14 protein-coding genes and 2 tRNA genes are annotated in these 12,107 nt (G+C 52.5%); 7 read left to right on the top strand and 9 right to left on the bottom strand.

Going from position 1 to position 12,107, the window contains the following annotated elements:
• Positions 1-40 precede the first annotated feature (40 nt).
• From PED39_07760 to PED39_07750, 3 genes are all read right to left on the bottom strand, one after another.
• On the bottom strand, positions 41-1,057 hold the full coding sequence (locus tag PED39_07760; GenBank protein ID WII07477.1) for a pirin family protein: 1,017 nt from the start codon (positions 1,055-1,057) through the stop codon (positions 41-43).
• 61 nt (positions 1,058-1,118) lie between these two features.
• The gene (locus tag PED39_07755) at positions 1,119-2,141 is read right to left on the bottom strand and encodes a tRNA-dihydrouridine synthase family protein (GenBank protein ID WII07476.1); all 1,023 of its coding nucleotides are present in this window, start codon (positions 2,139-2,141) and stop codon (positions 1,119-1,121) included.
• 4 nt (positions 2,142-2,145) lie between these two features.
• A complete protein-coding gene (locus PED39_07750; GenBank protein WII07475.1) occupies positions 2,146-3,108 on the bottom strand; it encodes a hypothetical protein in 963 nt (320 codons plus the stop codon).
• Positions 3,109-3,205: 97 nt separating this feature from the next.
• Between PED39_07750 and PED39_07745 the strand changes: the two genes are divergently transcribed.
• Genes PED39_07745 through PED39_07730 form a run of 4 tightly spaced genes read left to right on the top strand, consistent with a single transcriptional unit; the run spans position 3,206 to position 6,048 of the window.
• Positions 3,206-4,357 carry a homocysteine biosynthesis protein gene (locus tag PED39_07745; GenBank protein WII07474.1) on the top strand — a complete coding sequence of 384 codons (1,152 nt, stop codon included), beginning with the start codon at positions 3,206-3,208 and terminating at the stop codon, positions 4,355-4,357.
• 1 nt (position 4,358) lies between these two features.
• Complete coding sequence (locus PED39_07740) at positions 4,359-4,763, top strand: 4Fe-4S binding protein (GenBank protein ID WII07473.1); 405 nt, start codon at positions 4,359-4,361, stop codon at positions 4,761-4,763.
• Positions 4,760-5,455: a UPF0280 family protein gene (locus PED39_07735; protein WII07472.1), complete on the top strand. Its 696-nt coding sequence runs from the start codon at positions 4,760-4,762 to the stop codon at positions 5,453-5,455. The genes PED39_07740 and PED39_07735 overlap by 4 nt, the downstream gene beginning before the upstream one ends.
• A gap of 47 nt (positions 5,456-5,502) precedes the next feature.
• Positions 5,503-6,048 (top strand): flavodoxin family protein, encoded by a 546-nt coding sequence (locus PED39_07730; GenBank protein WII07471.1) that lies wholly within the window; start codon positions 5,503-5,505, stop codon positions 6,046-6,048.
• A 41-nt stretch (positions 6,049-6,089) separates the two neighbouring features.
• Here the strand turns inward: PED39_07730 and PED39_07725 are convergent, their stop codons facing one another.
• The gene (locus PED39_07725; protein WII07470.1) at positions 6,090-6,758 is read right to left on the bottom strand and encodes a hypothetical protein; all 669 of its coding nucleotides are present in this window, start codon (positions 6,756-6,758) and stop codon (positions 6,090-6,092) included.
• A 187-nt stretch (positions 6,759-6,945) separates the two neighbouring features.
• Between PED39_07725 and PED39_07720 the strand changes: the two genes are divergently transcribed.
• Positions 6,946-7,737, top strand: coding sequence for a universal stress protein (locus PED39_07720; GenBank protein ID WII07469.1), 792 nt, complete (start codon positions 6,946-6,948; stop codon positions 7,735-7,737).
• Positions 7,738-7,810: 73 nt separating this feature from the next.
• Here PED39_07720 and PED39_07715 read toward each other — a convergent pair.
• A tRNA-Thr gene (locus PED39_07715) sits at positions 7,811-7,887 on the bottom strand.
• A gap of 179 nt (positions 7,888-8,066) precedes the next feature.
• Between PED39_07715 and PED39_07710 the strand changes: the two genes are divergently transcribed.
• Positions 8,067-8,765: a peptidylprolyl isomerase gene (locus PED39_07710; protein WII07468.1), complete on the top strand. Its 699-nt coding sequence runs from the start codon at positions 8,067-8,069 to the stop codon at positions 8,763-8,765.
• An 82-nt stretch (positions 8,766-8,847) separates the two neighbouring features.
• Here the strand turns inward: PED39_07710 and PED39_07705 are convergent, their stop codons facing one another.
• On the bottom strand, positions 8,848-8,994 hold the full coding sequence (locus PED39_07705) for a hypothetical protein (protein ID WII07467.1): 147 nt from the start codon (positions 8,992-8,994) through the stop codon (positions 8,848-8,850).
• Between the two features lie 152 nt (positions 8,995-9,146).
• Positions 9,147-9,959 (bottom strand): DUF6293 family protein, encoded by an 813-nt coding sequence (locus tag PED39_07700; GenBank protein ID WII07466.1) that lies wholly within the window; start codon positions 9,957-9,959, stop codon positions 9,147-9,149.
• Positions 9,960-10,257: 298 nt separating this feature from the next.
• Between PED39_07700 and PED39_07695 the strand changes: the two genes are divergently transcribed.
• Positions 10,258-10,335, top strand: a tRNA-Arg gene (locus PED39_07695).
• A 55-nt stretch (positions 10,336-10,390) separates the two neighbouring features.
• Here PED39_07695 and PED39_07690 read toward each other — a convergent pair.
• Entirely contained in the window at positions 10,391-11,056 is a 666-nt protein-coding gene (locus PED39_07690; protein WII07465.1) for a hypothetical protein, read from the bottom strand.
• A 4-nt stretch (positions 11,057-11,060) separates the two neighbouring features.
• On the bottom strand, positions 11,061-12,059 hold the full coding sequence (locus tag PED39_07685; GenBank protein WII07464.1) for a hypothetical protein: 999 nt from the start codon (positions 12,057-12,059) through the stop codon (positions 11,061-11,063).
• Between the last annotated feature and the right edge of the window lie 48 nt (positions 12,060-12,107).

Genomic DNA, 12,107 nt, shown 5'->3' with positions numbered 1-12,107 from the left:
GTATTAGGGAGGGAGTTTATATTAGGTGGGTGAGGTCGGTTCAGGGCCTCTCAACAGAACCGTCGGGTCTGTGCAGTTCCCTGCCCATTTCTATGGGGTTGGTGACGTCCATGATCTTCCAGGGCCATTCCTGGAATTCGTTGATCCTGATCTCATCCATGGACTTTCTGACTGTGTCGAGATCCTCCAGGATGACCGGTCCGAATGCCGCCTGCTTCTCGCCGATGGGTTTCCCTTCGAGTATCCAGATCTCGGATTCCTCTTCGCCGTTCACCACTCTCAGATCGGTGTTCGGTTTCATCTTGAACCTGAGGTTCGGCTTCACCTGAGTCTCGTCCAGGTCGATGGTCTTTCCGGAAAGGTAGTACAAGTTGCGTCCGATATCCCCATCCAGCTTATCCAGCTCGAATACGGATCCGGGCTGCATGATGACCTTCATGATCCTGACGGAGTTCTCCGCCTTGGCCCAGGAGCCCTCATTGGGAGAGTACAGGGATTTGCCGCAGTATTCGCCGCAGTACAGAGTCACCGTCACGCCATCCTTCTCGATAACAGGGACGGATTCGGACCATGTGTTATTCACCTGGATGCCCTTGTTCTTCCTGTCGATCGGGATGTTTACCATGATCTGCGTGATGTGGACCGGATTGTTGTTCTCCTGGTCCAGAAGGGGATACATCTCACAGTGCTCATACCTGCTCGATGCCAACGTCCACTGTATGTCTCCGTTGCCGTAGCGCCCATAGTTCTTCTCTGTATCGAAGTGGTCCACGAAACCTTTCTCCGCTATCGATATGGTCTCGTAGCCCCAGTGGGCGTGCATAGGGAATCCCGGAACCACCCTGCCGTGGTACATCCTGAATCCGTACCTTTCCTGATAGTCCCTGCCGAGGTTCCTGCCCCTTATCATCTCCAGCGGGGGAGCCATCTGTGCGTTGCCCTTGGGATACTCATCGTGGTGGTGCGAGACGAATGTGAAAGGATCGTCACCGGACCAGTGGATGTTGATATCCACGATTTTCTGGACCGTTTTGGGCTTCTTCGATAGCAGGAACATGACAACCGCATGAACTATTCAGGATAAATCCGTTGTCGCTGGACCAAGGAAATGGAAGGGATCAGTCGAGGTTGTAGTAGGTGCGTCTGCCGTCCATGTTGATCCTCTCAAGGCCCATCCTGGAATCGATCTCCTCGAGGATGGAGACGAGGCTGTCGCGGTCATCGGTCTCCGTGGCGAGTCTGAGCCTGTATTCGCGGCAGCGGTGGCAACCGGAGACGAACTTCGGCGCTATGCTCCTAAGTTTCCTGATCCCGGTATCCTCACCCTTCTCCGCTATGATGGCATCCGCCAGCTGTATGCACCATTCGATCTGCTGGTGGACGGTGGGATTCTCCAACCTTTTCCCGGTTCTGTAGAACTCGTCTATCTGGGTGCAGAGGAAGGGATTGCCGACCCCTCCCCTTGCGACCATCACGGCAGTGGCCTTTGTCTTCTCCATCGCGTCGACGGCATCGTCCAGCAGATAGATGTTGCCTGATATGATCAGCGGCACGGACATACGTTCCTGCAGTCCTGCGATGGTTTCGAAATCAGGTTTCCCGCTGTATCCCTGGTCTTTGGTGCGAGCATGCACGGTGACGGCATCCACATCAGCGGATTCCAGTTCCGAGATGACATCCACGTAGTTCATATGTCCACGGTCTGAACCGAGGCGGATCTTCGCAGTGACCGGTTTTCCGGTGAGTTCCTTCACCTTCCTCACGATCTCACCGCACAGTTCCGGATCCTTCATCAGCACCGATCCAGCTCCGCTGCGCAGTATCTTGTGAACCGGACATCCCATGTTGATGTCGAAGAAATCAATGTTCTCGTTGTGATCCAGGGCCTTGACGGCAGCCTTGGCGATGTCATCCGAGGAATGGCCGAAGAGCTGGAGTCCAGTAGGATAGTTCCTTCCGAACTCGACGTATTCGGATGTTTTGAGATCAGAGTTAAGAAGACCGACAGCAGACGTCATCTCCGTCATAGATATGGCAACCCCGAAGGGTTTCATGAAGTCCCTGTAACTGCTGGATGTGTATCCAGACATCGGCCCCAGCACCACTGGGCCATCGATCCCGATATCTCCGATCTTCCACATCGTATCAGTTTCTGCTGAAGCGTGTGAAGCCGGAGCAGGGAATCACTTCGATGCCCTCCTTCTCCCACAGGTCGCATATTAGGTTGACACCTATGGAGTCGGAGCACATGTGGCCTGAGATCACCAGGTTGATGCCTGCCTCCTTGGCAGCATCGTAATGCTCATCAGGATAGTGCATCGCAACGATGGTGTTAACTCCTGCATCGGCGAGGGACTTGTAGGTCTCTTTGGAGAACGAGGTGCCTCCGTTCATCTTCACCATGATCTTACCGCATTCATCCTCCGGAGATCCTCTCAGTATGATGGGCGGACTGTTGCATCTGGCCGCTTCGCGTGCCTCGGGTTCCTTTAGAAGTGAATCGATGATATCTCCGAGGGTTGCGGGCTGTTCCTCCCTCATCTTGTTGACCATGAACTCCTCCACCATGTTGTCGGCGGGAGCGTGTATGTTGAACAGCGGGATGTCCAGTATTCTGGCCGCATCAGCGGCCTGGTTGTAGTTGTATCCCTGCATCCCTCTCAGGACGTGTTCCATCCTGTCCTTCACCAGTTCATAGGCCTTGTCCTTCGGTACGCCCATGTTCTCGAACATGGCAGTCATCTGCATCATGACTTCGGGGAAGCATGTCTTCGAGGTCCCCAACGGGTGATGGGCGACGACCGCATCGATCCTTTCCCCTCTCTCCCTGAGCCTGTCTGCTAGGAGTATCTCGGAAGGAGTTATGTCGATTCCCCACATGAAGCGTTCGGCATCCAGTTCCTTGGCCTTCTCGGCACCGACCGAGAACCTTGAATCCGCATAGGGATTCCACAGCCTTTCCTGGTCGAACAGCTCCTTGAAGCCGTCGGACATGGACCCATAGCATTCTCTGGCGTCCGAAAGGATCCTCTGAACTTCTTCCCGAGGACGCAGGTCCCTCTTCATCCCGGCTTCGACGCCCATCCTGTAGGCCTCGTAGATCTTCATGCGCTCTGGAATGGGCAAGGACCGTTTATAGCTTGGCTTGTGTTCTAAAATATTATAATAACGTCCAGCGATACACACTTCCGTAACAGGTGAGCGTATGTCCAAGACGTATGAGCAGATTAACGAGAAGATCCGTTCCGGCAAGGCGGTGGTCTACACCGCAGAGGAGGTCATCGACCTCGTTAGGAAGAAAGGATCCGAGAAGGCAGCTGAAGAGGTAGATGTTGTAACCACCGGAACCTTCGGCGCCATGTGTTCATCCGGAGCATTTCTCAACTTCGGACATGCAACCCCGCCCATACGCATGGCAGAGATAAGACTCAACGACGTCCAGGTGGACGGAGGTCTGGCCGCAGTGGACACGTTCATCGGTGCCACAGCCACGGTACCGGGAGCCGCCGGAGGGTACGGAGGAGCTCACGTCATCGAGGACCTCATCGCAGGTAAGAAGATCCATCTCCATGCGTGGGGACCTGGAACCGACTGCTATGTGAGGAAGGATATCGATACCTACATCACCCTCGATGACATCAACGACGCATACCTGTACAATCCCCGCAACTGTTATCAGAACTACGGGGTGGCAACCAACACTTCGGACAAGACCATTTACACCTATATGGGAAAGCTTCTTCCCAAGATGAAGAACGCTTCCTACAGTTCCGCCGGACAGCTGTCCCCGTTGCTGAACGATCCCCATCTGGAGACCATCGGAATGGGAACGAGGATCTTCCTAGGGGGAGGAGAGGGATACGTGGCCTGGCCCGGAACACAGTTCAAGACCAATGTCGAGGAGGTCAACGGAGTTCCGATCGCAGGTTCCAGGACGCTTGCTCTGATCGGCGACATGAAGCAGATGGACTCCAAGTACGTCCGCGGACTGGACATTACCGGATACGGAGTCTCCATGGCAGTCGGTATCGGTGTACCGATACCAATCCTCAACAAAGGCATCATCGAGCGTTGCGCCATATCCGACGACATGATCTTCGCGGACATGGTGGACTACAGCCAGCCCATCGACAGGCCGCCCATGGCCAGATACAGCTACGCACAGCTCAGGTCGGGCAAGGTGGAGTACGAGGGCAAGACCATCAGGACATCATCCATGTCCTCCTACGCCGGCGCGAAGGAGGTGGCGGCGAAGCTGAAGGATTGGATAGAGCACGGCGAGTTCCTGCTCAACCAGCCCTGTCTTTCGTTCCCAACGGATGTGAAGCTCAAGAAACTACAGGAGAGGGGGTGCTGAAATGGATAAGAAGTACAAGATCGAGTTCGACGACACCAACGTCCAGCAGTCCGTCGCTTACATTCTAGTCACGGAGTTCGACCTCAAGCCGAACGTCCTGAAGGCCGAGATCGACGGAGACGGAAGCGGAGTCATGATCCTGGCCCTTGAGGGGGACGAATCGAAGCTCAAGGCAGCAGAGAACAGGCTCAGGGATGAAGGCTTCACCATCAGCGAGATGGCAAAGCGCATCTCCCGTGACGAGGACAAATGCTGGAGCTGCGGCGCATGCGTCTCCATCTGCCCGGTCATGTGTTTCGAATTGGACCCTATCACCTGGGAGCTCAAGATCGATAACAGCAAGTGCATCTCCTGCGGATCCTGCATCAACGCCTGTTCCGTCCACGCTCTGAGCCTCCACATATGAGGACAACATTCCGGTACAAGGAGACGATCGTCACAATCGTCTGTGAACAAGAATCCGTCAAGGTCGCCAAGGATGCCATATTCGAGGCGAGGTCGATCATTGAATCGAAGGTCGCGGCCGATCCTTTCTTCCAGCTTACCTACGACCCCTATCCAGTCGATCCCGGGGATGATGAGCTGATAAGGAGGATGTCTTCCGCATCCGTTCTCTCGGGCGTGGGGCCGTTCGCCGGAGTTGCCGGTGCTGTAGCTGTTCATGCTGTCGAGATGATGAGGGACGCTGGGGCTTCCGAGGCCATTGTCGAGAATGGAGGCGATATAGCATTCCTTTCGGACAGGACCGTACCCATAGGACTCTTCGCCGACCACCCTGTGCTCAAGGATGTGGCTTTCAACATATCATCCGAGGGGATAACAGGCATATGCTCCTCATCCGCAAAGATCGGGCCGTCGGTCTCCCTTGGGAACTCCAATGTGTGCACCGTATTCTCGGACGATGTCATCTTGGCGGATTGCTGTGCAACGGCACTGGGCAACCTCGTTAAGGACGAAACGTCTCTGGCGGAATCGCTAGAAACCATTGGTTCCATCGAAGGCGTCAAAGGATGCCTCGCATGTGTGGGCGACAAGGTCGCGATGTTCGGAGACGTGCCTGAGATGATTAAATCCAAGGTCAATGTGGGCCAGTCATAAAGGGAAAACTAAATACCTCCATGTTCTCAAAAGGACGAGGTTACATTATGTCAAAGATCGTAGCAGTGGTTTCGAGCCCCAGGAAAGGAGCCAACTCCGAGACAATCCTCAATGCCATGGTCGATGCAGCGAAGGGAAAGGGACACGATGTCCAGGTCTTCAACGTTGCGTCGCTCAAGGACAGAAGGGGATGCATCGCATGTATGGGATGCAAGAAGGCAGGAAAGTGCGTTCTCAAGGATGAGCTTACCCCCGTTCTCGACGCCATCAGGGAAGCTGACGGAGTCATCCTTTCGACAGCCGTCTACTTCGGACAGCCCACAGGACAGTACAGGCTTCTGGAGGACAGGTTCTTCAGTTTCATCGACGGATCCTTCAACCCCAACATCACACCCAAGAAGCTTGCAGTAATTGTTACCGCAGGATCCTCTGGAGCAGAGGACCTGGCCAACCAGATCACAGGACGCATGGTGTCATACTTCAAGTTCGAACCCATCGGCAACGTGACAATGGTAGACGCAAACCCTCCGCATGCAGCTGAGCAGAACCCCGAGATCCTTGCCAAGGCTGGCGAGATCGGAAGTAGGTTCTGATAACAATCATTTACGTGCCTTCGGGCACGGTCCCCTTTTTTTTAGGAATGATCCTTCCAGGTCTGCCAATATATGGCTGTACCCTGACCATCCTTCGGTTCGGGCGTAGGATAAGAATCAATCTTGATCGTAGCAACCTGAGGGAACTTGTTCCTTCTGGAGATCATGAACTGGTTGAGCGGTGCCGGCTCGGTGGTCAAGGCCCTGCCGTCCATCATAATCTTGGCGCACCCAGCGTTGAGGTCCACGCCCAGCATCGAAGAGATCTTCTGCCCCAGCTGGTCACCCCTTTCCGTGGCTGCCATAGCAACGACCGCAGGCGAAACGCGGTCGATTATGTCGCAGAGGGTAATGGAGTAGACGTTGGAGTCGTAGCATTCAGAGTCCTTGTCTCTGACGTGGTAAATGCTTCCCACACCGCAACCGAAGATCTTCGGATACAACGATTTCAGTTCCGGCCCACCGAACAGCACTGCGAAGGTGCGTCCCTTGTTTATTCTGCATACCTCGTCGAGTACCTGCATGCTGGCATCCGATATCCTGGCCCCGTCGGGGCAGTGATAGACCTCAAGCCAGACAAGGGCGCCATCAGCTACGGATTGGTCAAGGCTGTACCTATCCAACATGCCTGGCGGCAATTCGTTGTCGTCCCTGCCGTCACCGGTAGAGCATGAGGAACACGAGGAACAGGATCCTCCGCTGCAACCCATCTCAGGCCCTCCCAGAGGTAAAGATGCCATTCATGCTGGAAACATATCCGTTTCAGTATTTCTACGATGAGGTAGCATCTATTGGAATCAACTGTTACCTATTATGTATCCAGTTTTAACAACGTATAAAAGCGTAGCAACGCAATCCGATATACGTTCTGATATCGATTATCAGGGGTGTCAACTGATGAAATTCGAAAACGTATTGGTCCCCATCGATGGTAGCCCCCTTTCAGAGGTGGCAGTCGATTTGGCAGTTCATTCTGCAGGCACTTTCGCCTCTCACATAACCTTTGTCTATGTTGTTGATGTCACAGAGTACAACAGATTCGGTAACATCGATGGTGGGGCGATGATCTCATTCAGGATGAAGACTGAAGGTAACATGTTCCTCGAGAATGCAGCCCATGTAGCAAGGCAGGCCGGTCTGGAGGTTGATACCAAGCTCATCGAGGGCGTTCCAGAAGAGATCCTAATCGAGCTCTCCAAAGAAGTCGATATGTTGATCATGGGAGTCACCGGAAAGAGTTCTGGATACGGCCGTGTCGGAGGAACTGCGAGAAAAGTCATCGAGGGTGCGTACTGCCCCGTGCTGACATTGAAATCAGGATCCAAGAGGATCGAGGAAGTTCTTCTTCCCGTCTCTGGAACGCACGCTGCAGCCATCGATATCGCAATCGAGACCGTCAAGCGCATCAATGGAAGGCTGACAGTATTCTCTGTCAAGCACGGCGATTATGATGCAGAGTCCGTGGTAAAGGAAGTTGCAGATAAATGTTCAGCTGCAGGCGTCAATGTCGCGACCGAGATCGCTACCGGAGATGCTGCCGATACGATCATCTCCAAATCCGGAATGTATGACCTGGTCATCATGGGTACGGATGGACGCTCTGGACTGAAGAAGATCCTGAACGGAAGTATTGCCGAGAAGGTCATGATTCATGCATCATGCCCCGTGACGATCATCAGAGAGAGGTAAAACCAATTCCCCGGTCCTCCGGGGTCTTTTTTTTTTGATGGCTCCAGCTGTTCCCAGATGGATTTGAAGAAAGTGGAGCCGCCTCTGAGATTCGAACTCAGGACCTGCTGATTACAAGTCAGCCGCACTACCGGGCTATGCAAAGGCGGCAGGTAGTATTGCATGGTATAGACACCTTGTTTATATGGCTTTGCACAGAATCCAATATTGTTATTGATAAAGCATCGGGAGCATCCAGCATGTCCATAGCGGATGTTTTCCTTATACGATACTTATTTAATAGGCGACGCTATCGGCGCAGGTAGTTAATACCAATCACGGTGAACATCATGGCAGACGCAAAGAAGCTCGTTCGCCTTTCCTATAAGGCATATCTCGCCGACGCTGACGAGAGACTGTACGACACAACAGACGCAGACGCAGCCAAGGAAGCTGGAATCTTCAACGAGAAGGTCACCTACGCCCCTATGGCATACCTCTTCGGATCCAACACACTCTTCCCCGCACTCGCAACAGCAATCGAGTCGGCAGAGATCGGAAAGGAGACAACAATCACAATCCCCTGCGAGGATGCAGCTGGAGCAAGGAACCCTAAGCTCATCGAGCTCCACCCCCTCAAGGAATTCTACAAGCAGGAGATCAACCCCTACCCCGGAATGAGTGTCTCCCTTGGAAACAGGAACGGAGTCGTCATGTCCGTCGCAGCAGGACGTGTAAAGGTCGATTTCAACAACCAGCTCGCTGGTCACGACCTGAAGTACACCTTCACAGTCACCGAGGAGATCACCGACAACGTGGCAAAGGCACTCGCAATCATCGAGCTCACCTCCGGAACATCCGAGGGATTCGCCGTTGCAGTTGAGGCGGACAAGGTCGTCGTTACCGAGGCCGAGGTCTGCAAGTTCGACCAGAACTGGGCAATCGCCAAGTACAAGATCGTCGCCGACCTGAGGGCAGCCTTCGGAGTCGACCGCGTCGAGTTTGTCCAGGTCTGGGATTCTGCAAAGAAGGAAAACAAGAAAGAGTGACGTTGGGGTTTGCACCCCAACTCCCCCAAAACTCTTTATCGCCCTTTAGGGCAAGTTTCTAACAAGTTTGATCCATCCATCATCAGTCGAAGAACGCCACTATGGTGTTCAGCTCTCTGTTCCTATTACGATCGATACGGCATCCGTATTTGTCGTACTTCATGTAGTTCTGCTCTCTGATCCTGCTTGCAGGAAGAGGGGACAGTAGGGTCTGCTTGTAGCTACTCATTTTTTTTCACCTGCAGTCTTGGGGGCTGCAATTACTATATCGGCGAAGAAATATAATAACATCAAATTGTAATTGTTGTAATTGTTGTTATTATTGTATATTGAGAGCGTGTTCAGAGCCTATGCTACAATAGGAAAGAAAAAAGGCGAGGATCACTCGGTGTAGAAGGTGCTGATGATGTTGCGTCCTTCTTTGGTCAGAACGTACTTGGAATTGAGATCATCCTTTTCGACCCATCCATTCTCAAGCCACTTCCAGATGAAATCCCTCTGATAATACACCGCTTCGGTTTGGCGTTGAGTTGATTTGCGGTTGGGGTCCTTTATTTCGGTATCTCTGTACCAAACACCCGCTTCCTTCAAGGCAGCGATCATCTTTCCACTGGTGACGGAGAGCCTTTCGTTGTTGCGGGTATCTAGTATCCTAAGTCCGCGAACGAGACGCTCATCAGGGATCTGTATCGAATAGCTCGGCAGCTGTCTTGGATCGTACGTTTCCTTCGTGAGGCCAACCGGTTTGCCGTCGATGAAATAGTTGCGGCGAACACCCTCATCGTTCACAGTGTAGGTCTTGGTGCCTACTGAGAAAGGAATCGTGCCGGGGACCATCATGGATGCGATAGCGGAAGCCGCCGCATATTCAGGCCCACCGGACGATATATTGACATAGATCTCGCATTCCTCTCCGGATTCCAAGGCCGTGGAGTGTTCGGTCTGGATGATGTCCAGAACGGTCTTCAGCATCAGGGAGAAATCCGAGACCTTCTCAACGTGTTCAACGATCTCTACGGGGCGCGGCGACTTCTCTTTGATGATCTCGTTGACGCGGTCGTAGAATTCCTGATACACGTTGTTGCTCTGGCTGGTCGGGTCCCTCACATAGTGTATGATGTGGGCCCTGTTGATCTCATAGAATAAGATCGGATCGGTAACCTTGGTTGTCTCAAAGGTAACACAAGCCACCATTATCCTTTCTTTACGACCAGACTGCAAAGCGCATCCCTATCTGTATGAATACATTGCAGGTATATAATAACATTTATTACGTAATTTACAATCATTACAATTTAATGTTTATTTATTGCGGAGGCGCATATGATTTTTGCCGAAAGGCACACGCATCCAAAACCACTTAACCCGGTCTTCAGGACCGGGCGTGCATCACCCATCCACTCCCTACAAAGTGGGGAGTCTTTCTCCAATGTTCAGTCGTCTGTGAGCTACCAAAATGCTTTTATGCGACTCTCATATAGTGGCATCCAACGGACAGGTGGCCTAGCTTGGATATGGCGGCAGCCTCCTAAGCTGCAAGCCGAGGGTTCGAATCCCTCCCTGTTCGCCATTTTACTTTCTAAAAAATAATGGATAGATCGACGCCATGGGAGGCGTCGATTTGGTCATTGAGACCAGTTGAAGTTTTCCTTGCCGGCTCCATACTCGAAATGGAACTTTACGATTCCGGCATCTATCTCTGCTAGGGTGCTGGATCCATGGATCATCTTGACTCTATTGTCGGTCCTTTCGAACTTGAACCCCTGTTTGTTCATTCCGGTGGGCGCAAGCATAGCGTACTCAACACCTTTCACGAACCACTGAGGAGCATCTTCGAGGTCAGCTATCTCAGAGACAGGTTTATTCTTATGTGGGCGACCAGGATCCTCAGGATAGCCTATGGAAATAAGGATGACTGTCCTATGTCCAGAGGGAATATCTTTGCTGGATTCCTTTTTTCCGGCCATCAGCGCCCAACAGGTCCCGAGGCCCAAAGTCTGGGCGAAGAGAACAATACGCTCCCCATAGTATCCTGCATCGATGTTCAGGTTATCTGAATCGGGTCCGCTGATTGCGAGGTAGTTCACTGCATTCTTGAACTTGACCACCGTCTTCATGAGAAGTCCGCTGAAAGCTTTGGGCTCGTTCAGAACCAGGCGTATCGATAACCCGCTCTCTTCATTTACACGAGTTATCTCGTCCTCCAAGGATTTGAGGACATCCCCTTCAATCTTCTGATTCGTATAGAGTCTAACAGAATGGCGCTCTTTGATCGCTTGATCGAAATCCATTGGATCACCCCCTGTATTTGGCCAGGGCTTCGAGATTGACGTTAGGGGTCTGAGGAGGCACGCCGCATTCAGACATGATTACAGGGTATCCGGCATCAACAGCCTTCCATGCAGCATCTCTGATATCATCTGGTGTTCCCTGCAAGAGTGTGCTGATTGCTCCTATGCCTCCTGCCAGGACAACCTTGTCCCCGACACGATCGAACACAGACTGGGGATCTCCGTGAGATTCAACGGAGAGGATGGTGGATCCCAATCCTGCAAGCTTCTCTAGGATGTTCTCGGTTATTCCGCACACGTGAGCTGTGGAGAAAGAGTTCTTGATACTGGTGAAGACTTGCCCCTCGTAAGGTGTGAAGGTCCCAAAGGTATCGGGATCCATGACGTCCTCTGCACCCTCCGTTATGATGAAGACGTTATCAGAGGCTTCCGAGAGCGCCTCGGCATAGGCGCATTGATAGGGGGTCATCTTCTTCACCCAGTTCATGACCCCGTCGGGATTCATGAAAGACCCCATGATGAATTCTTCGAATCCGACCATAAGGCCAGCTAATTCTACGGGCCCGATGGTACACGAGGTAAGGAAGAGATCAGGATGTTCTTTGGCGATCCTTTCGGCCGTACGGATGTACATCGCAGGTCTTCCGCCGGAAAGGAACTCGTCTACAGGCATGAGATCCGGCGGATCGCCTATTTCCCCAGTCTTACAAGGGGAATTGGAAACAGAAGGCTGTCTGCTGTTGTCCCCTTCGAAGACCTCGCATCCAAGCCTTTCAGCCTCCGCCGTCATGTCGAACGGAATCCTCACGGTGGCAAAGCCAAACAGTTCAGAGGGTTGAAGAGCGAGCTTGATCATGGCATCCTCGGAGTAGTTCGCCTCCGGCCAAGATGATCCGCATACCGACATCATCTCAGTGGTTCCTGTCTGCGTGAATAATGCGGGCGGAGCAGCACCTTTGTTCTCGCGGTTGATCGCGTCCACAATCTCCTGCTTTGTATTCATAGTACAATAATGTGCATTCAATTTTATAAACCAACGATATTAGAACCT

The sequence above is a fragment of the Methanomassiliicoccales archaeon LGM-RCC1 genome (assembly GCA_030168575.1).
In the GTDB taxonomy this organism is placed as follows: Archaea; Thermoplasmatota; Thermoplasmata; order Methanomassiliicoccales; family Methanomethylophilaceae; genus Methanoprimaticola.
This window is presented reverse-complemented; position numbering and strand designations above follow the sequence as displayed.